Origin of the sequence: Microbispora sp. CA-102843 (genome assembly GCF_050936215.1) — a bacterium.
GTDB lineage: Bacteria > Actinomycetota > Actinomycetes > Streptosporangiales > Streptosporangiaceae > Microbispora.
Window position 1 is genome coordinate 8979904 of record NZ_JBNJNF010000001.1, and the last position, 19144, is coordinate 8999047.

Here is a 19144-nt window from a genome sequence, read left to right on the forward strand (position 1 = left end):
GCCAGAGCCGGTCATCTCACCCGGGAGACGATCGCCCATGCCCCTTCGGTCACCATCGGTTCGTCCGCAGGATCCTGACGGCCGTCGCGGCGGTCGTCCCCATCGCGGCGCCGGAGGCGACTGGCACCACGAGCAGTTCGTGATGCTGGTGAACAACGCCCACCCCGCGCTCTGAGCCCGCTGCGAGCCCTACCTGTCCACCCGCCCCATCAGCACCTGCGCGTCGGCGCTGATCGGCGCCTGGGCCGAGGTGTCCACCTGGGAGGTGATGTCGATGCCGTTCCTGAGTTGGCTCCACAGTCCGAGGATGGCCGCCGCCTGCGCGACGATGAGCGCGATCCCGCTGCCCGCCGTACCGAGCCGGTAGACGACGGCCACGGGGGTGAGCCGCGACGCGAGACCACCCGGGCGGGTCTGGAGGGTCCGCGCGTCCATGAGGACGGCGACGACGGTGAGCACCAGGAACAGCAGCAGCACCCGCACGAGCGAGCCGCGCACGGGGGCCTGGCCGATGACGTTGTTCAGCACGGCGTGCGCCCCGGTCGCCGCGGCGTACGCGAGGACCGGCACGACGCCCTTGAGATAGCCGCGCCTGCCGGGCAGGCGACGCCACAGCGCGCCCAGCACGAAGCCCGCCACCGGCCAGATCAGCAGCCCGCCGATCAGGTCGCCGGCCAGGCCGTAGAACCCGTTGGGATCGGTGAGCCGGTCGAGCCAGCCGTCGTGCCCCCGGCTGTCGGTGCTCCACGTGGCCCAGATGAGGAACACGGCGGCGGGCGCTCCCACGTAGGACGCGTACCGGGCGGCGAGCCGCGCGTTCGCCCACCACGACACGCCCGGGCCGCGCGACAGCGCCACGTCGAGCGGGCTGAGCCCGTCCTCCCTGTCGGGATCCAGGCCGATCTCCATGCGAAGCCGGCGGATGCGGTCGGCGACCGGCCCGATCTCCTTGGTGTGTTCCGCGTCGTCGATCTCCCCCGCCGCCCAGCGCCGCCGCAGCCCCTTCTCCCTCTGCTCCAGGTCGCGGTACTCGTCCACGATCATCGCGAGCCGGCGGCGTGACACACCCGGGTCGGCGACCTCGGCCCGCCGCGTCAGCCGCAGCAGCAGGGGCAGCGCGGCCAGCCCCACGAGCCCGGCGAGCGAGAAGGGCATCCCCGCGTACGTGTTGAACCACCTGATCGTGCCCACGACGAACAGGAACACCAGGAGCCACACGGCGGACGGCCCTACGGAGTCCGTACGCCGCCCGTGGAGGCGCAGCAGCAGCAGAAGCAGGAGCACCACCAGCGGCCACATGAGGTAGGAGAGGCCGCGCAGCAGGAAGAAGGGCGACGTCGCCGCGCCCGGCAGGAAGCCTGTGGTCCGCAGGCCGACGACGGCCGCGTGGGCCACGTAGGCGAGGGTCAGCAGCGCGAGGCCGGGGACGCTCCAGCACAGCAGGACGCGCACGGCGCGCGGCGTCCTGCCCCGGACGCGGGCGGCCCGGACCGCGATCGCCCACGCCGCACCGGTGAGCAGCAACGCGGTGGCCACCGCCGACGCCACCCACAGGGGGCCCCATGGCTCGGCGTAAAGGGCTTGTGCGGCCAGGAGCGCCAGGCCGGCGGCGACGGCGAGCACCGCGCCGGCGAGCATCGGGCCGCCCCGCCGGAGTCCGGTGCGCGCCAGCCCCCACACCGCCAGGCAGAGCGGCGCCGCCACGACGAGGATCGCCAGCGTGTCCGGCACATGGAACACGCCGGCCAGGAAGAGCGTGCCGGTCAGCGCGCCCACGACCAGCACCGTCTCCACCGCCGTGATCATCACCAGGGCACCGAGGGTGATCCGGATGAGGACGCGCTCGTCCCGGTCGGCCGAACGCCGACGGAGCAGCACGAGCAGCCCGGCCAGCAGCAGGTAGGGCAGCGCGAAGCCCAGGTAGGTCGCGACCGTGAGCACGTCCTGCCCCCGCAGTTCGGTCCAGCGCTGGAACGCCGCCCGCGCGGACAACGGCAGAACGACCTCGACGCGCGGCGGGGCGGCGCCGTCCCGCCAGACGTAGGTGCCGCCGGGCAGCACCTCCGACGGCAGGGGCGTCACAGTGCGTACCCGGGACTCCGGCGTCTTGACGGCCACGGTCCGCCAGCGTGCCCCGGCCAGCCCGGGCGGCATGGCCCCGAACGCGGGCAGCAGCGCGACCAACCGGGTTCCGCCGGACTCGCGGCTCGACCACAGCCCGGCGGACTCCCCGCCCCCCTGGATGTCGTACAGGTCCAGACGGCTCTCCTGCGTGCTCTGGACCACCACTTCGGTGCCGTCGGCCGACATCGTGACACTCGGCGTGCCGCCGTCCGGCAGCAGGCAGCCGACCGCGCTCCCGTCGCCGAGCAGGGCGGCGGCTCCCGGCCAGTCGCGGGGCACGCCGACCCGCGTCGTGCTCGTCATCACGGAGGTGTCGTGGCCGCGTTCCGCGACGGTCACGGACGTCTCCACCCACGACGAGCGGGGAGGCCCGAACCCGCAGTCCATGCCGTCCGCGAGCGCCGGACCCGGATTCAGTGACAGCAGGCCGAGCACCGCCGCGCCGAGCACCACCGCAGTCGTCAGCCGCCGCACAACCGACCTCCCGTACGCGATCGATCCCCAAAGGATGAGTCGCACGGAAGGCGGCATTGGTTACGGCCCCCCGCTCAGCCGGTCGGAAACTCCTGGCGCTCTCTGTCGTCAGGGGCCGGTCAGGCGGCGCTCGCCCTTCGTCGTGATCACGTAGACCTGCCAGGTGTAGTAGGCGTAGTAGTTCCTGATGTCCCGCTTCATCTGGCGCGCGTGCGACAGGACCGCGTCGACGTACGCCTCGGAGTGGTTGTAGGCGTACAGCGCGCGCCGGTAGTCGCCGGGCGCGCCGGACGCGTGGAGGTAGTTGGCCGCGGCGAGCAGGGCGTCGCTGGTGTCGTCGATGTCGCCGCCCATGCCGTACGCCTTCCAGGTGCCCGGCATGAACTGCATCGGCCCCTTGGCGCCCACGTAGCTCGGCGAGCGCACCCGCCCGAACTTGGTCTCCACGAGCATCACCGCCGCCAGCACCTCCCACTCGACGCCGAACCGGCGCTCGGCGCGCCGGAAGTCGGCGAGCAGGGCGTCGGCGGGCTCCGGCGGCTCGACCTTGATCTTGATCGGCCCGCTGACGGGATGGGCGAGGGAGAGCAGGTCGCGGATGGCCGTCACGTTGTCCCGCGCCCGCGCGGCCGCGTCCTTGGGCAGTTTCCCGTAGGTGCGGGACGCGATCTTGGGATTGCGGGCGAGATAGCGGTAGACGCGCTGCTCGTACAGGGACAGCAGGACCACCGGCTCGGGCGCCTCCCCCTTCGCGGGGTCGCCCGTACGCCTCCAGACGTCGATCGCGTCGCGCAGCCGCCCCGCCGTACGAGTGAGGGCGTCGGCCAGCCGCGCGGGATCCTTGGGGATCGCCTCGTCCGGCGCGGGCAGGTCCCGCACGGACGGCTCCGGCGTCGGCCCCTCCGGACTCGCAGAGGGCCGTTCCGGCGCGGGCGTGGTCACGCTCGCGCCGGGAGCGACCGAGGCGGCCTCGCCCGGCGAGCCGCCGCAGCCCGAGAGCGGGACGACCACGGCGGCGAGCGCGGCGGCCAGCACCGTGCGGCGCGGCATCGGCGGTGAGATCACGGCAGGCTGATCGTTCATCGTCACCAACGTATGCCCAGCGGTGACGTTCCATGCCCTCTTCGCCGCGAGGCGGGAACGTTTCACGGCCGACCCCTTTTTCCCTCCTGTGAAATTCGGTGTTGACTCGCACAGTTATCGCCCAGTAGTCGTCGTCACGTGCGACTGCCCCGCGTGAAATTCGAGCACCGGCCTCACCGATTCGAGGACGGCACCATTCGCATCGGCGGCGAGATTTACGGGATCGCCGCCGAAATCGCGGACCCGTACGGCTGGGTGTGGACGGCCCTCACTCTGATGGACGGCACCCGCACTCGCGACGAGATCGCCGAGCGGCTGTGCCTGGCCCATCCGGAGCTGCCGGACGCCGCGTCGATCGTCGAGCAACTGGTCGCCACCCGATACGTGGAGGACGCCGCGGCGGCGCCGCCCGCCGGGCTGAGCGAGCGCGAGCTCGACCGCTACAGCAGGAACCATGCGTTCTTCCGCACGGTCGACACCATGCCGCGCGCCCACGGCTGGGAGACCCAGCTCCGGCTGAAGTCCGCGCGGGTCGTGGTGCTCGGCCTGGGCGGCACGGGCAGCCACGCGGCCTGGGCGCTCGCCGCCGTCGGCGTCGGCACGATCCACTGCGTGGATCCCGACCTGGTCGAGCTGTCCAACCTCAACCGCCAGGTGCTCTACGGCGAACACGACGTCGGGCGCCCGAAGGCGGAGGCGGCCGTCGCGCGGCTCCGGTGCGTCAACTCGGACGTCTCCGTCACCGGCGAACGCCGTCACATCGGCAGCAGGCGCGAACTGGACGGCCTGATCGCGGGCTACGACGCGCTCGCCCTCTGCGCGGACCGGCCCACCGGGCACGGCATCAGGGTGTGGGCCAACCGCGCCTGCGCCGCCGCGAACATCCCCTGGGCCGGCGGCGGATACAGCGGGCCGCTGGTCACCGTGGGGTGTTTCGCGCCGGGAGCGGGCGCGTGCTACGAGTGCCTCAGCAGCGGCGAGGAGGCGCGGCGCCGCCCCGGCACGCCCGTGAACCTCGGCGGGCCCGGCGTGATCGCCACCTCGGCGGGCGTGTCCGGCCAGCTCGTCGCCCACGCGCTGCTGGGGCTGCTGACCGGGGTGCCCGTGCCGCCGGTCGGCACCATCCAGGGGGTCAACCTGATCGCCGCGGACCACCACGTGTGGGTCCGGCACCCGCCTCGTCCCGGCTGCCCGGTGTGCGGGACCCGGGCCGGCGAACCGGAGCACAATTCATTCCGGCGAATGACCGAAATCGACGCCGACTGAATGAATAACGAAAGTCTTGACTGTCTCCGGCCAATGGACGAATCATGAACGGGTTCTCGCGAGAACATCCATGTCCCCTCCCCTCCAGAGAGAGGAACCGGATGAACACGAACGAGCACGAGGCCGAACCCGTCGACGAGATCGCCGCGCCGGCGAAGACGAAGATCACCATCCGGCTGCTCGACAAGATCGAGACCACGACCAGCAGCAACAGCGTCGGCAACTGATGAAGCGCCGGCTGCGGCGTGCGGGGGTGCCGCGGGGCCGCCCGCACGCCGCGACCGGCGAGAGCCAGCACCAGCCGGAGCGCAGGGAGGGAAGGGTGGCAAACGCCGGCACCATCTTCGACGACGTACGGCAGGCCGAGGCGCGGGTCCTGTCCGCCGACGCCTACCAGGCCGAGTTCACCGAGGAGTTCGAGCGGGCCCCCGACGGGGTGTGGAAGCTCGAACGCGCCCAGGAGTTCTTCGAACCCGACGTGGCGAGCTGGCGGGCGATGATGGCCGGCGACTGGGACGGGTCGCTCGCCATGCTGGAGGAACTGCGGGAGTTCCTCGTCGACTACTACCGGACCCGGCCCACGGCCCGCCGGGTCCGCATCGTGGAGACGCCGCCCACCCCCTATCTCCAGTGGGAGCTGCACGTCCTGGCCGTACGGGCGACGGCGGGCGAGCGCCCCCGGGTGCTCCACGCGGACGCCGTACGGGAGCTGGAGCACACCGCGCCGCTGCCCGAGATCGTCGTGCTCGGCCCCGCGCTGCTCTACGAGGTGCTGTACGACGAGATCGGCGCTCATGTGGGCGCCCGGCGGATCACCGATCCCGCCCTGGTCGCCCCGTGCCTGGCCGCGATCAAGGAACTCTACGGGCGGGGAGAGGACGTGCGGGCGTACGTCGAGCGGGAGGTCGCTCCCCTGCCGCCGCCCTCGATCTCCGACCGGACGCGCGACCTCCTGCCCGGCTACTCCCACCACACCGGGACCTTCCGCCCCTGACCCCGCGCCTGGAGGCCCACGTTGGGAGAGGCGACCGGGGTCAGGCTGCGCGACCTCGCGTTCCGGCAGGACGGCTCCCAGTGGATCGTCGGCCGCCCGGACGGGAACGAGTTCGTCGCCGTGCCCTACGAGGGGATGCGGGCCATCAGGCTGCTGTCGGCGGGCGCCACGGTCGAGGAGACCGAACGGCGGCTGCGCGCCGAGACCGGCGCCGATCTCGACGTCCGCGACTTCGTCCACGCCCTGGGCGAGCTGGGCTTCCTGGAGGAGCCCGGCGGACCGGCCGTCCCCGCAGGGCCGCCGACCTTCCCATGGCTGCGCCCCCGGCACGTGCGGTGGACGCTGCACCCGCTGCTCCACCTGCTGGTCGCCGTCCTGATCGCCGCCGGGATCGTGACGGCGCTCGCGCGCCGGGAGACGCTTCCGGGCTGGCGCGACCTGCTGTGGAGCGAGCGCGGCACGCTCGTGCTCGCGTCGCAGATCGCCGTCGGCTGGTCACTGATCTTCCTGCACGAGATGGCCCACCTGTCGACCGCCAGGGCCGCTGGGGTGCCGGGCAGGATCCGGCTCGGCACCCGGCTGCAGTTCCTGGCCGTCCAGACCGAGGTGTCCGGCGTGTGGCTGGCCGGGCGGCGCGTCCGCCTGACGGTCTACCTCGCCGGAATGGCGACGGACGCGGCGGCCTGTTCGGCCGCGCTCCTCCTGACCGCCGCCCTGGGGCGCCATCCCGCGCTGTCTCTGGTCGCGCTGACCTCGCTCGGCATGCTGGCCACGCAGTTCCTCGTGTTCATGCGCACCGACGTCTACTTCCTGCTGCAGGACCTGACCGGGTGCCGCAACATGTACGGCGACGCCTCCGCCTACGCCCGCCACCTGGCGCTGCGGCTGCTCCGCCGCCCCTCCCCCGACCCGCTCGCCGGGCTGCCGCGCCGGGAGCGCCGCGCCCTCAGGGCGTACGCGGTGCTACTGGTCGCGGGCACCGCGGCCTGCCTGGGGGTGGCGTTCGCGGTGACGGTGCCGGCGACGCTTACGCTGCTCGGCCGGGCGGTGGGCGCGCTGGCCGCCCGCGCCGACCCGCTCGCCGAGTTGGACGCCGCGGCGGTGCTGCTGTCCGCGGTGGCGTTCCAGGTGCTCTGGGCGCGGGCGTGGTGGCGCAGGCACGGCCCGCGCGTGCGGCGCTGTCTGCGCCGTTGATCAGGACTGTGTGTAGGAGCCGGTCGCCAACTCCTCCAGCAGGCCCGGCCCCGCGGGGTTCCAGCCGAACAGCCGCCGCGCCCGCGACGCGTCCATCGGCGACGAGCGGGTGAGCGCGCCGGCGGCCGGCCCCATGGCGGCGACCGCCTGCTCCAGCGTGAGGGACACGGCATGGGCGCCGGTCAGCTCGGCGACGGCCTCGGCGATCCGCCGCATCGGGGTCCACTCGTCCGAGGCCGCGTTGACGACGGCCCCGGCCGTGCGGTGCTCGAGCGCGGCCACGTAGAGCGCGGCGAGGTCGTCGACGTGCACCGACGACCACTCGTTGGCGCCCTCGCCGACGTAGGGCACCGCCCCGCTCTGCCGTCCACCGGCGATGAGCCCCTGGAGCAGGCCCGAGCCGCCGCGCGCAGCAGGTGGTCATCTTCACCGCCGAGCCCGGGTCCCCCGCCTACGAGTCCCTCCAGTTCCTGAAGGTCGTCGGCGCCGAGCAGGTGCCCGCCGACGCCTGACGGCCGCTCGATGTAAAAGATTCTGTACACGAGGTCAAAGATTCGCTACCTTGGTAATGTCAAAGATTCTGTACATCGGAAGGTGTCGATCATGACTCACGTGGAAAAGCGCGCCTGGATCAGGCTGGTCGTCGCCGTGCTCGCCTACGCCGCGTACGTCGTCGCCGTCCTCAGACGGGCGGACGGAGGCCCGTTACCCGACGTGCCGTACACCGCCGCCCTGCTGTGGTCGGTCGGCGGGGCCATCGCCGCGTCGATCGTGGCCGAGATCGGGATGGCGATCGTCAACCCCGGGACCTCGAGGGTCATCGACGTGCGCGACAGGGAGATCGGACGGCTCGGCGACCACACCGGTCAGGCGTTCGTCGCCATCGGCGCGGTCGCGGCGATGCTCATGGCCATGGCCGGGTGGGACCGGTTCTGGATCGCGAACGTGGTCTACCTCTGCTTCGTGCTGTCGGCGATCCTCGGCGGGATCACCAAGATCATCGTCTATCGCAGGAGCCTTCCGGAGTGGTGAAGCCCACACGCGTGACGAACCGCATCCGCGCGCTGCGGTTCGCCCACGACGAGATGACCCAGGCCGAGCTGGCCGAACGCATCGGCGTGACCAGGCAGACCCTCATCGCCATCGAACAGGGGCGATACTCGCCGTCCCTGGAGATGGCGTTCCGGATCGCCCGCGTGTTCGGCGTTCCGCTCGACGACGTGTTCCAGTACCCCGACCTCCCGGAAGGAACGCCATGAAAGCCATCGCCCAGGACGCGTACGGCCCGGCGGACGTGCTCCGCCTGCGCGACGTCGACCGACCCTCCATCGGTGACGAGGAGGTGCTCGTCGAGGTCCGCGCCGCCGCGGTGGACCCCGGCGTGTGGGTCCTCATGACCGGCCGTCCCTACCTCATGCGCCTCGCGGGCTTCGGGCTGCGCCGGCCCAAGGTCGCGGTCCGGGGCCGTGACGTGGCCGGGGTGGTGGCGGCCGTCGGCGCCCGCGTGACCCGATTCCAGCCGGGCCAGGAGGTGTACGGCACTTGCGAGAGCGGCTCGTACGCCGAGTTCGCTAGCGCGCGGCAGAGCAGGCTAGCGCCGAAGCCGGCCGGCCTCACGTTCGAGCAGGCCGCCGCGGTGCCGGTCTCCGGCATGACGGCGTTGCAGGCCGTCCGCGACGCCCACGTGCAGCCGGAACACCGTGTGCTGGTGATCGGCGCGTCGGGGGGCGTGGGGTCGTTCGCCGTGCAGATCGCCAAGGCGTCCGGCGCGAGCGTCACCGGCGTGTGCTCGGCGGCGAAGGCCGGGCTCGTCCGCTCGCTCGGCGCCGACGAGGTCATCGACTACGCCCGCGAGGAGATCGACCGCGACGGCGCACGCTACGACGTCGTCATCGACACAGCGGGAAACCGGCCGCTGTCCCTGCTGCGGCGCGCCCTGACATCGCGCGGGACGCTGGTCATCGTCGGCGGCGGGCACACGGCATACCGCTTCACCGGGGGCATGGGACGCACGTTCCGGGCGCCACTGCTGTCGATGTTCGTCGGTCAGCGGCTGCGCCCGGTGATGAGCAGGGAGCGCGCCGAGCACCTGGAGGAACTCACGCGGCTCATCGAGTCGGGCGCCGTCACCCCCGCGATCGACCGCGCCTATCCCCTGAGCGGGGCGCCCGACGCGATCCGTCACCTCATCGAAGGACACCCCGCCGGCAAGGTCGTCGTCACAATGTGACCAGCCTCAGCGAGTCAGGGGGATCCGGCGGGCGCGGACCGTGCGGTGGCTGATCCGCCAGCCGTCGTCGCCACGCACGAGCGTGTCCTCGTAGGTCACACTGCCCGTGGTCCCGGCTGCGTCGACTCCGATGCCCTTCGAGATCGCCCGCGCCCGACCGTCGGCCGCCTCGGTCACGACGATGTTGGTGACGTGATGGGCGACGGGGTTGGCCTCGCCCAGGGCGAGCGCGGCGTCGCGCAGCGCCGCGAGCCCGACGATCACCCCGCCGCCGAGATCGCTGACGTCGTAGGCCACGTCGCACACGAACACCTCGTGCAGGCCGTCGAAATCGCCGCTGTCCGTGAGGTGGCCGTGCAAATTGATCAGGTCCGTGATGGCCGTGCGGTCATCGGCAGTCAGGGTCATGCGTCCTCCGCCGTTCCTCGAAATGGGGAGCTCCCCGATTCGAGCTGTTACCGTAAACGGGGAACTCCCCAGATAGCAAGGGACCGGATAGCAAGGGAAGGAGCGGCGGATGCCCCCGAAGGGTCCCGAGCCCGCACCGCCCGGCCGCACGCGCAGGGCGGACGCCTCACGCAACGCCGCGCTGCTGCTCGCCGCCGCGCGCGAGCTCATCGCCGGTTCAGGGCCCGACGTCGCGCTGGACGAGGTGGCGCGGCGAGCCGGGGTCGGCAACGCGACCCTGTATCGGCACTTCCCCACCCGGGCCGACCTGCTCGTCGCCGTGTACGCGGACGAGGTGGTGGAGTTGTGCCGCCAGGGCGCCGGCCTGCTGACCGACCCGTCCCCGGCCGACGCGCTCTTCTCCTGGCTGGACGCGTTCGTCGTGCACGTCGCGACGAAGCGGCCGCTCGCCCTCACGGCCACGGAAGGTCCCACCGGCCGTCGTAGCGCGTTGTTCGACCAGTGGCACACCTCGATCCGCGCCACCGCGTCGGACCTGCTGGAACGGGCGCAGGACGCCGGTGCCGTACGGCCCGAGCTCACCGTGGCCGACATGCTGGCCCTCGTCGGCGGCGCGGCGCTCACCGGAACCGACGTGGCCCACGCCCGGCGGCTCACCGCGCTCCTGCGCGGCGGCATGGAGACCGGCACCGGCATCTGAGAGCAACACCGTGTGCCGGATGCCCCGATCCGGCACACGGCGTGCGGTCAGCTCCAGGTCGCGCCCTTGAGCACTTCCGGCAGCCCCGGCGTGTTCCAGACATCGATGATCAGGATCTTGGACGAGGGCAGGAACCATTCCCGCGCGGTGAAGCTCTTCGTCCGGTGGGCGCCGTTGTTCGTCACGCACTCGTTGGGCCAGGCGACGTACTTCGCCTTGTGGCCCTTGCCGATCTGGAACAGGCCTCTCGAGCCGGCCTTGTCGCCGGGGTTCCAGCCGGTCTTGGAGTCGAACGGACAGGGCACCAGGGCGCTGAAGGGATACCACTGGTACTTGCCCGTATAGGTGAAGGAGCCGCCCCCGACCGGCACGCCGGTGAACTTCTTGGGGCCGAGCAGCCAGAACGACCGGCAGTTCGCGGCGAAGGCTTCCGGCCGCTTGCACGCGCCGGTCGCCACCACGACCTCGTCCCCCTTGCGGTGCACCTTCCAGCTCGCGGGGATCCTCAGGTTCATCCCGCGGAAGGCGAAGGTCTTCGTGCCCGAAGCCGACGAGCCGGAGAGGGTGGTCAGGGCTTCCGCCGAGGCCGCGGCGGGAGCGGCGAGGATGGCCAGCCCCGCGAGCGCGGCCACGGCGATAGATCGTTTCGTCATGGCGGGAAAGCTACCGATCTCCACTTGGGAACGACTGAGGGTTCGGTTGAGGCCGGGCGACCAGGTTGGGCCTGGCGAAAAGTGATATCACTTTGCTAGTGTCGTGCTAGACACCGAGGAGAAGACATGACAGACCTGCAGATCGCCGTCGACATGCCGGCCCCCCAGACCCACGAGCGGACGGCGCGAGCGGCCTCAGGGTGGCCGATGCTGATCCTGGCCCTGCTGTGCCTGCTGAGCCCGGCCGCGCTGATCCCGATCGGAGCCGCCCTCGCGGCCGACGGCAGCGGCGGCGCGGGAGCCGCCCTGATCGCCGCCGGGGTGCTGCTCTTCCTGGCGGCCCTCGTCGTCCTGACCGGGCTCACCGCGGTCGCGCCGGGTGAGGCGCGGGTGATCCAGCTGCTCGGCCGCTACGTGGGCACGGTCCGCACGCCCGGCCTCCGGTTCGTGGTGCCCTTCACGCAGAAGCGCCGGGTGTCGACCCGGATCCGCAATCACGAGACCGACGTCACCAAGGTCAACGACGCCGACGGCAACCCGATCGAGATGGCCGCCGTGGTGGTGTGGCAGGTCGAGGACACGGCGAAGGCCGTCTTCGAAGTCGACGACTTCGTGGAGTTCGTCGCCTTCCAGACCGAGACCGCGGTCCGTCACATCGCCGGCAGCTACCCGTACGACGGGCACGACGACATGCTGTCCCTGCGTCAGAACGCGGACGAGATCACCGGCCGCCTGTCGGCCGAGATCCAGGCCCGGGTGGCGTCGGCGGGCGTCAAGGTCATCGAGTCGCGCATCACCCGCCTGGCGTACGCTCCCGAGATCGCGCAGGCGATGCTGCGCCGCCAGCAGGCCGGAGCGGTCGTCGCGGCCCGCCAGCGGATCGTCGACGGCGCCGTCGGCATGGTCGAGGCCGCCCTGGCCCGCCTCGACGAGCACGACGTGATCGAACTCGACGAGGAGCGCAAGGCCACCATGGTCAGCAACCTGCTCGTCGTCCTGTGCGGCGACCGCGACGTGCAGCCCGTGGTGAACACCGGCTCCCTGTACCACTAGACCGTAGGCGACCGAGCAGATTGTGGCGACCGAAAGAAAGAGCATCTTGCTGCGGCTGGATCCCGCGGTGCACGACGCGCTGGCCCGCTGGGCCGGCGACGAACTGCGCAGCACCAACGCCCAGATCGAGTTCCTGCTGCGTCGGGCGCTGTCGGAGGCGGGACGGCTCCCGGGCAACGCCGGCCGCATCCCCCGGCGCGGCCGGCCCGCCAAGAAGGAGGCCCCGCCTCCGGGAGCTCCCACCACCGAGCCACCCGACGACTGAGAGGAAGGGCAGCCCCGTGGACATCCCCGGCTCGCTGACGGCTCAGCTCTACCTGCTGGCCTACGACCCCCGCAAGGAGCGGGTGGTGACGAACTACCGCTTCCCCTACCTGCTGCGCGCGGCCGCCCTCACCGACCTGCTGCTCATCGGCCGGATCACCGACGACGGAGGCAAGGTGCGCGTGGTGTCGGAGGACCCGCTCGCCGACCCGGTCCTCGACGGCCTGCTGCACCAGATCGCCCAGTCGGGACCCCGGCCATGGCGGCACTGGATCAGCAAGGACGGCCGCGCGACGGTCCGGGCGGTCCGCGACGAACTGGAGACGGGCCGCTGGGTCAGAGTCGAGCTGCGCCAGCCGTTCCTGATCTTCAACAGGAGCTGCGTCCGCGTCCGCGACACGCGCGTGGTGAAACGACTCACGACACAGGTCGCCACCGCTCTCACCGGCCCGGTCTCCCGGGTCGGGGCTCGCGAGGCGGCCCTTGTCGGCCTGGCCGCCGCGGGAGAGCTCGGGACGGTCCTCCCGAGAGCCAGACGGCGGGCGCACAAGCAGCGCATCGCCCTGCTGTCCGAACGCGGCGGCCCCACGGCGCCGGCCCTCCGCAAGGTCATCCAGCAGGCCCGCGCCGGGAGCGGCGGCTGACCTCGGGACAGACCCGCGTACGTGGCCCCGGCGCGCGTTCACCTGCCGCAGGTGCGGAGCATGTTGAGCAGGGCGACCTTCTCCGCACGGGTCACGAAGAGCCGGTAGTGGTGCTTCACGGTGATCCATGAGGTCGCGTAGCGGCACCAGTAGCCGCGGCGCGGCGGACGCCAGCTCTGCGGTCCCTGGCCTCCCTTGGCCATGTTGACGGAGTGGCTCACCACGACCAGCTCGGGACGGCTGAGGTCGTTGGCGAACGCGCGCCGCTTCGCCTGGCTCCATCTCTTGGCGCCGGAGCGCCAGGCGTACGCCAGGGGAACGACGTGGTCGACGTCGACCTGCTTCACACTCTTCAGCACCTTGCCGTCATACGGGCTGTGCCAGACGCCCTTCACGGCCTGGCACGCCCCGTTCCTCCGTACGCCCCGCCCCTGGCGGGCGAGAACCACCTCCCGTGCGTCGCACTCCCCCTTGTGGTGCGCCCATCGCGGCTGGAACCGCCGATGGCTGTAACCGCGAATCGACAACGGCTTGGCGACCTTCAGCTGCGCCAGCATGCGGCGGGCCGACGCCCCGGCACCGGCCTGCCCGCGGGCGTCGGCCGCGGCCTGCGGAGCGATCGCGACAGCGGTGATCGGGAGGACGACAAGGGAGAGTGCGGCTATGTGGAGGGTGCGATTCACGGAGATCATGGTTCCAGCCATATCAGTCTCTCCCCACCGGCCGTGACGATATGCGACGGGCGCAGGGCGATCCGCAGGTGGGAATGTCCGGCGATCGCGGGTGGTTCCAAGGCGATAGAAGTTGAACATTCAATTAGGAGGGCGGCCATGCCCGCTGTCACAGCCGACACCCTGACGCTGCCACGAGTCGCCGCACCGGATCCGGCCGTGGCGGCGCCACGCCCCGTCCGCTCGGTGACGACCGCGCCCAGCGGCTTCGAGGGCGAGGGCTTCCCCGTACGGCGCGCGTTCGCCGGAGTGCCGCAATCGATGCTGGACCCGTTCATCCACATGGACCAGATGGGCGAGGTCGAGTACGCCCCGGGCGAGCCGAAGGGCACGCCGTGGCACCCGCACCGCGGCTTCGAGACCGTCACCTACATCATCGACGGCGTCTTCGAGCACCAGGACTCCAACGGAGGCGGCGGCACCATAACCAACGGCGACACCCAATGGATGACCGCCGGGGCCGGCCTGCTGCACATCGAGAAGCCGCCGGAGCACCTGGTGGTCTCGGGCGGTCTCTTCCACGGCATCCAGCTGTGGGTGAACCTTCCTCGCGCGCACAAGTTCCACCTGCCCCGCTACCAGGACATCCGGGGACGGGAGGCGGCGCTGCTCGCCTCGGCCGACGGCGGCGCGCTGCTCCGCGTGATCGCCGGGGAACTGGACGGGCACGCCGGCCCGGGCGTCACGTTCACCCCGATCACGATGGTGCACGCGACCATCAGCCCCGGCGCCCGGCTCGACCTGCCGTGGAACCCGGAGTTCAACGCCCTCGCCTACGTCCTGGCCGGTCAGGGCACCGTGGGCGCCGAGCGGCGGCCGGTCCGCAAGGGGCAACTCGCCGTCTTCGGCTCGGGCGCGTCGCTGACCCTCGCGGCGGACACCGCCCAGCCCCAGGCCGAGCCCAATCTGGAGGTGCTGCTGCTCGGCGGGCAGCCGATCCGCGAGCCGGTCGTGCACTACGGGCCGTTCGTGATGAACACCCGCGCCGAGATCGTCCAGGCCATGGAGGACTACCAGGCGGGCCGTCTGGGCGTCATCCCCGCCGAGCGGGTTCCGCACGCCGACGGGCCCCTGACCGCAACGGACTGACACATCCGTCGAGAGGCCGGCCGAGCAGCGCGTCTACCCGCCGCTCGGCCGGCCCGAAGCGGCAGAACCACGATTCCATGCACGGCCCGGTCATTCCGTCCCGAGCCGCTCGCTGATCGTACGCAGCGCTTCGAGGAGATCGCGGGCCGACGGAGGCTGCTCCGGATCGACGAGCCACTGGGCCGCCATCCCGGCGAGCAGGGCCTGATAGAACGAGCCGACGGCCATCGCCGTGCGTTCGTCCGCGACCGGATCCAGGTTTTCGAAGATCGCCGCCAGGCCCAGCTTCGCCTGCCGGTTGGCGGCCGCGAACGCCTCGCGCAGCTCAGGGAGCCGGTCCATCTGGGCGATGAGCTCGAACTGGATCGCCCAAAGCGGCCTCAGCCTGACGAAGGACTCGATGATCCGCGTCCAGGTCGCCTCGAATCGCTGCGCGGGCGCGCCGTCGAGTGACGCGTCGGCGGCGAGAATCTGCTCGATCTCCTTTCCCCACTCCTCCATCGCCTCGATGAGGGCCGCGTCGAGCAGGGCCTTCGTCGACCTGAAGTGATAGCCGATGGCGGCGAGGCTCGTGCCGGCGGCCGCCGCGATGTCACGAGCGGTAGTGCCGGAGTATCCCTTCTCCATCAGACACCGCTTGGCTCCCGCGAGCAGATCTTCCCGGTTTCCCATGCCCAGAGCTTAGCCGATGTCAGCACAAACGTCTTGGACATCCGTGCTAGACAGATGACTGAGACGCTTGTACAGTCCAGGGCATGGCGAACATCCTGATCTCCGGCGGAAGCGTCGCCGGACTGACGCTGGCTTTCTGGCTCCGCGAGCGCGGCTTCGCGGTGACCGTCGTGGAACGCGCGCCCTCACTGCGGGACGGCGGCTACAAGATCGACGTTCGGGGCGCGGCACTCGACGTCGTCGCCCGCATGGGCCTGCTGGACGAGGTGCGGCGGCACAGCACGGACATGCAGGTCGCACGCTTCGTCGACGCAGGCGGCAGGCAGATCGGCACGATGAGCGCGCAGCTGTTCGGCGGCCGCGAGGGTGACGACGTCGAGATCATGCGCGGTGACCTCGCCCGGCTCCTGCACGCGGCGACCGGAGACGGCGTCCAGTACGTCTTCGACGACTCCATCACGGCCCTGCGGGAGACCCCCGAAGGCGTGCACGCCACCTTCGCGAACGGCTCCCCGCGTACGTTCGACCTGGTGGTGGGCGCCGACGGCCTGCACTCCAACGTGCGCGCGCTGGCCTTCGGCGAGGAGTCCCGGTTCGTCCACGACCTCGGGCACCACATCTCGATCTTCACGGTGCCGAACCATCTCCACCTGGACCGCACGGAGATGATGTTTCCGGCCCCGGGCAGAAGCGCCGGGATGTACAGCACCGGGCGCGGCGATGACGCCAAGGCGATGTTCCTCTTCTCCTCGCCGCCGCTGGAGTACGACCGGCGGGACGCCGCCCAGCAGAAGAAGCTGCTCGCCGACGTCTTCTCCGGCCAGGGCTGGGAGGTCCCGCGCCTCCTCGACGCCATGGGGGACGCGCCGGACTTCTACCTGGATTCCATCAGCCAGGTGCGCATGGACCGCTGGTCGTCGGGCCGGGTGGCACTCGTGGGCGACGCCGCCTACGCGGCCTCACCCGCGTCCGGTCAGGGCACCAGCCTGGCCCTGGTCGGCGCCTACGTTCTCGCGGGCTGCCTCGCCGAGGCGGCGGGAGACCACGCCGCCGGGTTCGCCGCGTACGAGCGCGAGATGCGGCACTTCGCCGAGGAGAACCAGAAGCTCGCGGCGAACAACCTCAAGGGCATGGTGCTGAAGTCCAAGGCGCAGATCCGGTTCCAGATGCTGATGTTGCGGCTGATGCCGCATCTGCCGGGGAAGAACCGCATGATCGAGCGGATCACCGAGCCGATCCACAAGGCCGCGACCGCGATCACGATCAGGGATTACCGAACGCCGGCCTCGTAGCCACCAGGCGAGGGAGAAGTCTCCGCGCAGGTGTCAGTCGTCGACTGTCCTCGCGCCACGTCAACCTCGCGGGCCGAACTGGCAACATTCCGGAGTTCCCCGGCATCTCACACAGCATGAGATTTCGTACGGCTCTCGCGACGCTTCTCCTGACCGCCGTTCCGCTGAGCGGACAGCCCGCCGCGGCCGCCGCGCCGGTCACGATCGCGTACGCCCAGCGAACGCAGACCTGGGAACTGGTGCTGACCAACGGAGACGTGGTGAAGGTGCCCGAAGCCCTCGCCGTGGCGCCCCGCGACGCGGTCAACGCCGGGACACGGGCGGCGTTCCTGATCAGCGGGGACGGCCGGCACTTCTTCTACTTCCGCAAGTCGGATGGGCTGTTCGTCGAGCGAACGCTGCACGGCAGGGAAAAAGCGATGAAGAGCATCACGGCGTACACGATCGGCGAGGAGTGGCCGTCGGTGTCGGACGACGGCGGTTACGTCGTCACCGGGACCTCGGCGCCGAGTCTGGGGGTCTTCGTGGACCTGCGGAAAGGCAAGACGTTGCGGCGGCCCGGAGGGACGGACGACTGGAACATCGCGGGGTTCAGCCCGGACAGCAAGCGGCTGCTGCTGCAAGCGGTGGACGGGGGCCGGGTGACGGTGTTCGACCGAGGGCTGCGCACCCGGTTGCGGTCGAAGACGCGGCTGTGGACGATCGCCCTGGCGAACGACTACGTGACGGCGGCGGTGAGTGTCGGCCCATGGCCCAAGTCTCGCAAGCTGCGCCTGGTCAACCTGCGCACCGGCCACACGAGCGGCACCGTGACCGTGCGGTTGCCCCGCGGGCAGTACGTCGACGACCTCGACTTCGACAAGGCGGGACGCCTGATCGTCCGGTCGAAGACCAAGACGGGGGTGGCGGTCTACCGGGTCTCAAAGGCGACCGGCAAGGCGACGACGCTACGGACCATCACCAGGCCTGACGCGGAGGTTTGGGTACTCCCCGGGGACACCGAATACGAGCGGTGGACGGAGAAGAGCAGTCGATGAGGTGGCGAGTCCGGCCCTCCTCCACCGGCGACGCGTGAACGGATCCCCTCCGCCAGACGTCCTATCCGTGAGCGGGAGGGGAGCATCGTGCGTACCGTATTCGTCTCGGTGGCGGCGCTCGGGCTGGCGTGCATGCCGGCCGTGGCGGCCTCCGGTGTGACCCAGCAGGGCCGCCAGGCCGGGGAGACCGCGCCGGTGTGGCGGCTGACCAGGGTGAACACACTGCCCGGCGACGACGTCCTCAACGACGTGACGGTCCTGGGCAACGGGTCGGTGTGGGCGGCCGGTCACCGGGTCGTGAACGGCAGGCAGCGGGGCCTGGTCCAGTGGTTCGACGGCGGATCCTGGAAGGCCATCCCGGGCAGCCCGCCGTACGAGCTGAAGGCCGTGGCGGCCACCTCGAACAAGGACGTATGGGTCTTCGGCCCGGGGAAGGCCGCTCGGTGGAACGGCCGCGCGTGGACCACCGTCTCGCTCGGCAGCGGCTTCTCCGCGACGGACGCCGACGGAACGGGTGCGAAGGACGTGTGGGCGGTCGCCGAGTCCTCGGCCTCGGCCAGGCACTGGACCGGGTCCTCGTGGAAGAGCGTCCGGCTGCCGGCCCGCGCCGCCGCCGTCGACGCGTACAAGGCCGCCGACGTCTGGGCGGCGGGGACCAAGGGCGATCGTGCCGCGATCATGCGGTGGAACGGAAGGTCCTGGGCGCTGGTGCCCACGCCCGCGATCAAGCTTCCCGCTCCTGACGCCGCCGCGGTCCTCAACGACATCGCCGTCGTGAGCCCCGGCAACGTGTGGGCCGTCGGCGGCGTCACCTGGGAGGGCGCCGACGACGAGGGTGACGACGTGACCTACAGCCGCACCCTGGTCATGCGCTGGAACGGCAGCTCGTGGACCGCCTCGGTCGGCACCGTCAACGCACAGCCGTACACGGAGGTGGAGCCCGACGGCAAGGGTGGCGTGTGGGTCGTGCAGAGCAACTGGAACTCCACCCTGTGGCACGTCACGGGTTCGACGTGGCGGAGCACCCCGATCCCTCGGAAGACCGGCACCGACGCCGTCCTGTTCTCGATCGCGCGCAGGCCCGGGACGGCGACGCTGTGGGGTGCGGGATTCACGGTGCCGCAGGGCGACCCCGACGACCCCTCGGCCAACGGCACGTTCTGGCGTACGGGGTGACCACCCGACCTCGCCCCGCCGTGAACCGGTGGCGCGGTCGCCGTTCGCTCGTACCGACTG

At 71.3% G+C, this 19144-nt stretch carries 22 protein-coding genes; 15 read left to right on the top strand and 7 right to left on the bottom strand.

The window, feature by feature from the left end:
• Nucleotides 1-189: 189 nt before the first annotated feature.
• Both ACQEVJ_RS41750 and ACQEVJ_RS41755 read right to left on the bottom strand, forming a co-directional pair.
• The gene (locus ACQEVJ_RS41750) at nt 190-2598 is read right to left on the bottom strand and encodes a DUF6185 family protein (protein ID WP_433110497.1); all 2409 of its coding nucleotides are present in this window, start codon (nt 2596-2598) and stop codon (nt 190-192) included.
• Nucleotides 2599-2706: 108 nt separating this feature from the next.
• A complete protein-coding gene (locus ACQEVJ_RS41755; protein ID WP_433110499.1) occupies nt 2707-3681 on the bottom strand; it encodes a lytic murein transglycosylase in 975 nt (324 codons plus the stop codon).
• Nucleotides 3682-3834: 153 nt separating this feature from the next.
• Here ACQEVJ_RS41755 and ACQEVJ_RS41760 point away from each other — a divergent pair, with 153 nt between their 5' ends.
• The 4 genes from ACQEVJ_RS41760 (at nt 3835) to ACQEVJ_RS41775 (ending at nt 7135) form a co-directional block, all read left to right on the top strand.
• The gene (locus ACQEVJ_RS41760; RefSeq protein WP_433110502.1) at nt 3835-4947 is read left to right on the top strand and encodes a HesA/MoeB/ThiF family protein; all 1113 of its coding nucleotides are present in this window, start codon (nt 3835-3837) and stop codon (nt 4945-4947) included.
• Nucleotides 4948-5048: 101 nt separating this feature from the next.
• A complete protein-coding gene (locus ACQEVJ_RS41765) occupies nt 5049-5174 on the top strand; it encodes a hypothetical protein (RefSeq protein WP_433110504.1) in 126 nt (41 codons plus the stop codon).
• Nucleotides 5174-5941 (top strand): DUF6879 family protein, encoded by a 768-nt coding sequence (locus tag ACQEVJ_RS41770; RefSeq protein ID WP_433110506.1) that lies wholly within the window; start codon nt 5174-5176, stop codon nt 5939-5941. Before ACQEVJ_RS41765 ends, ACQEVJ_RS41770 begins: the two co-directional genes overlap by 1 nt.
• A 21-nt stretch (nt 5942-5962) precedes the next feature.
• Nucleotides 5963-7135, top strand: coding sequence for a hypothetical protein (locus tag ACQEVJ_RS41775; RefSeq protein WP_433110508.1), 1173 nt, complete (start codon nt 5963-5965; stop codon nt 7133-7135).
• Here ACQEVJ_RS41775 and ACQEVJ_RS41780 read toward each other — a convergent pair whose 3' ends face one another.
• The gene (locus tag ACQEVJ_RS41780; protein WP_433110510.1) at nt 7136-7486 is read right to left on the bottom strand and encodes a hypothetical protein; all 351 of its coding nucleotides are present in this window, start codon (nt 7484-7486) and stop codon (nt 7136-7138) included.
• Nucleotides 7487-7738: 252 nt separating this feature from the next.
• Between ACQEVJ_RS41780 and ACQEVJ_RS41785 the strand changes: the two genes are divergently transcribed.
• The 3 genes from ACQEVJ_RS41785 to ACQEVJ_RS41795 are packed head-to-tail and all read left to right on the top strand — an operon-like array spanning nt 7739 to nt 9365.
• Nucleotides 7739-8167: a hypothetical protein gene (locus ACQEVJ_RS41785; protein ID WP_433110512.1), complete on the top strand. Its 429-nt coding sequence runs from the start codon at nt 7739-7741 to the stop codon at nt 8165-8167.
• On the top strand, nt 8161-8394 hold the full coding sequence (locus tag ACQEVJ_RS41790) for a helix-turn-helix transcriptional regulator (RefSeq protein WP_357054419.1): 234 nt from the start codon (nt 8161-8163) through the stop codon (nt 8392-8394). The genes ACQEVJ_RS41785 and ACQEVJ_RS41790 overlap by 7 nt, the downstream gene beginning before the upstream one ends.
• The gene (locus ACQEVJ_RS41795; RefSeq protein WP_433110514.1) at nt 8391-9365 is read left to right on the top strand and encodes an NAD(P)-dependent alcohol dehydrogenase; all 975 of its coding nucleotides are present in this window, start codon (nt 8391-8393) and stop codon (nt 9363-9365) included. The genes ACQEVJ_RS41790 and ACQEVJ_RS41795 overlap by 4 nt, the downstream gene beginning before the upstream one ends.
• 6 nt (nt 9366-9371) lie before the next feature.
• Here ACQEVJ_RS41795 and ACQEVJ_RS41800 read toward each other — a convergent pair whose 3' ends face one another.
• Entirely contained in the window at nt 9372-9773 is a 402-nt protein-coding gene (locus ACQEVJ_RS41800; RefSeq protein ID WP_433110516.1) for a nuclear transport factor 2 family protein, read from the bottom strand.
• A gap of 109 nt (nt 9774-9882) precedes the next feature.
• Between ACQEVJ_RS41800 and ACQEVJ_RS41805 the strand changes: the two genes are divergently transcribed.
• Nucleotides 9883-10473, top strand: coding sequence for a TetR/AcrR family transcriptional regulator (locus ACQEVJ_RS41805; protein ID WP_433110518.1), 591 nt, complete (start codon nt 9883-9885; stop codon nt 10471-10473).
• 47 nt (nt 10474-10520) lie between these two features.
• On the opposite strand, the gene ACQEVJ_RS41810 is transcribed toward ACQEVJ_RS41805, so the two are convergent.
• Nucleotides 10521-11126 (bottom strand): hypothetical protein, encoded by a 606-nt coding sequence (locus ACQEVJ_RS41810; protein WP_433110521.1) that lies wholly within the window; start codon nt 11124-11126, stop codon nt 10521-10523.
• A 126-nt stretch (nt 11127-11252) separates the two neighbouring features.
• Here ACQEVJ_RS41810 and ACQEVJ_RS41815 point away from each other — a divergent pair, with 126 nt between their 5' ends.
• From ACQEVJ_RS41815 to ACQEVJ_RS41825, 3 genes are read left to right on the top strand one after another with little or no spacing between them, the layout of a single operon-like run.
• Nucleotides 11253-12179, top strand: coding sequence for an SPFH domain-containing protein (locus tag ACQEVJ_RS41815; protein ID WP_433110523.1), 927 nt, complete (start codon nt 11253-11255; stop codon nt 12177-12179).
• Between the two features lie 22 nt (nt 12180-12201).
• The gene (locus ACQEVJ_RS41820) at nt 12202-12444 is read left to right on the top strand and encodes a hypothetical protein (protein ID WP_433110525.1); all 243 of its coding nucleotides are present in this window, start codon (nt 12202-12204) and stop codon (nt 12442-12444) included.
• A 16-nt stretch (nt 12445-12460) separates the two neighbouring features.
• Nucleotides 12461-13087, top strand: coding sequence for a GOLPH3/VPS74 family protein (locus ACQEVJ_RS41825; protein ID WP_433110527.1), 627 nt, complete (start codon nt 12461-12463; stop codon nt 13085-13087).
• A gap of 38 nt (nt 13088-13125) precedes the next feature.
• Here the strand turns inward: ACQEVJ_RS41825 and ACQEVJ_RS41830 are convergent, their stop codons facing one another.
• Nucleotides 13126-13779 (bottom strand): HNH endonuclease family protein, encoded by a 654-nt coding sequence (locus ACQEVJ_RS41830; protein ID WP_433110529.1) that lies wholly within the window; start codon nt 13777-13779, stop codon nt 13126-13128.
• Nucleotides 13780-13917: 138 nt separating this feature from the next.
• Between ACQEVJ_RS41830 and ACQEVJ_RS41835 the strand changes: the two genes are divergently transcribed.
• On the top strand, nt 13918-14907 hold the full coding sequence (locus ACQEVJ_RS41835; RefSeq protein WP_433110531.1) for a pirin family protein: 990 nt from the start codon (nt 13918-13920) through the stop codon (nt 14905-14907).
• Nucleotides 14908-14997: 90 nt separating this feature from the next.
• Here ACQEVJ_RS41835 and ACQEVJ_RS41840 read toward each other — a convergent pair whose 3' ends face one another.
• Nucleotides 14998-15579 carry a TetR/AcrR family transcriptional regulator gene (locus ACQEVJ_RS41840; protein ID WP_433110533.1) on the bottom strand — a complete coding sequence of 194 codons (582 nt, stop codon included), beginning with the start codon at nt 15577-15579 and terminating at the stop codon, nt 14998-15000.
• Between the two features lie 83 nt (nt 15580-15662).
• Here ACQEVJ_RS41840 and ACQEVJ_RS41845 point away from each other — a divergent pair, with 83 nt between their 5' ends.
• The 3 genes from ACQEVJ_RS41845 to ACQEVJ_RS41855 all read left to right on the top strand — a co-directional run bounded on the left by ACQEVJ_RS41845 (nt 15663) and on the right by ACQEVJ_RS41855 (nt 19084).
• On the top strand, nt 15663-16871 hold the full coding sequence (locus ACQEVJ_RS41845; protein ID WP_433110535.1) for an FAD-dependent monooxygenase: 1209 nt from the start codon (nt 15663-15665) through the stop codon (nt 16869-16871).
• 116 nt (nt 16872-16987) lie between these two features.
• Nucleotides 16988-17908, top strand: a complete 921-nt coding sequence (locus tag ACQEVJ_RS41850; RefSeq protein ID WP_433110537.1) for a hypothetical protein — start codon at nt 16988-16990, stop codon at nt 17906-17908.
• 87 nt (nt 17909-17995) lie between these two features.
• Entirely contained in the window at nt 17996-19084 is a 1089-nt protein-coding gene (locus ACQEVJ_RS41855; protein ID WP_433110539.1) for a hypothetical protein, read from the top strand.
• Nucleotides 19085-19144 lie beyond the last annotated feature (60 nt).

Coding starts and splice junctions, on each gene's coding strand:
- ACQEVJ_RS41765 (WP_433110504.1), top strand. CDS start 5,049: ATGAACACGAACGAGCACGAGGCCGAACCCGTCGACGAGATCGCCGCG.
- ACQEVJ_RS41800 (WP_433110516.1), bottom strand. CDS start 9,773: ATGACCCTGACTGCCGATGACCGCACGGCCATCACGGACCTGATCAAT.
- ACQEVJ_RS41845 (WP_433110535.1), top strand. CDS start 15,663: ATGGCGAACATCCTGATCTCCGGCGGAAGCGTCGCCGGACTGACGCTG.
- ACQEVJ_RS41755 (WP_433110499.1), bottom strand. CDS start 3,681: ATGAACGATCAGCCTGCCGTGATCTCACCGCCGATGCCGCGCCGCACG.
- ACQEVJ_RS41795 (WP_433110514.1), top strand. CDS start 8,391: ATGAAAGCCATCGCCCAGGACGCGTACGGCCCGGCGGACGTGCTCCGC.
- ACQEVJ_RS41810 (WP_433110521.1), bottom strand. CDS start 11,126: ATGACGAAACGATCTATCGCCGTGGCCGCGCTCGCGGGGCTGGCCATC.
- ACQEVJ_RS41840 (WP_433110533.1), bottom strand. CDS start 15,579: ATGGGAAACCGGGAAGATCTGCTCGCGGGAGCCAAGCGGTGTCTGATG.
- ACQEVJ_RS41785 (WP_433110512.1), top strand. CDS start 7,739: ATGACTCACGTGGAAAAGCGCGCCTGGATCAGGCTGGTCGTCGCCGTG.
- ACQEVJ_RS41850 (WP_433110537.1), top strand. CDS start 16,988: ATGAGATTTCGTACGGCTCTCGCGACGCTTCTCCTGACCGCCGTTCCG.
- ACQEVJ_RS41770 (WP_433110506.1), top strand. CDS start 5,174: ATGAAGCGCCGGCTGCGGCGTGCGGGGGTGCCGCGGGGCCGCCCGCAC.
- ACQEVJ_RS41830 (WP_433110529.1), bottom strand. CDS start 13,779: ATGATCTCCGTGAATCGCACCCTCCACATAGCCGCACTCTCCCTTGTC.
- ACQEVJ_RS41805 (WP_433110518.1), top strand. CDS start 9,883: ATGCCCCCGAAGGGTCCCGAGCCCGCACCGCCCGGCCGCACGCGCAGG.
- ACQEVJ_RS41835 (WP_433110531.1), top strand. CDS start 13,918: ATGCCCGCTGTCACAGCCGACACCCTGACGCTGCCACGAGTCGCCGCA.
- ACQEVJ_RS41815 (WP_433110523.1), top strand. CDS start 11,253: ATGACAGACCTGCAGATCGCCGTCGACATGCCGGCCCCCCAGACCCAC.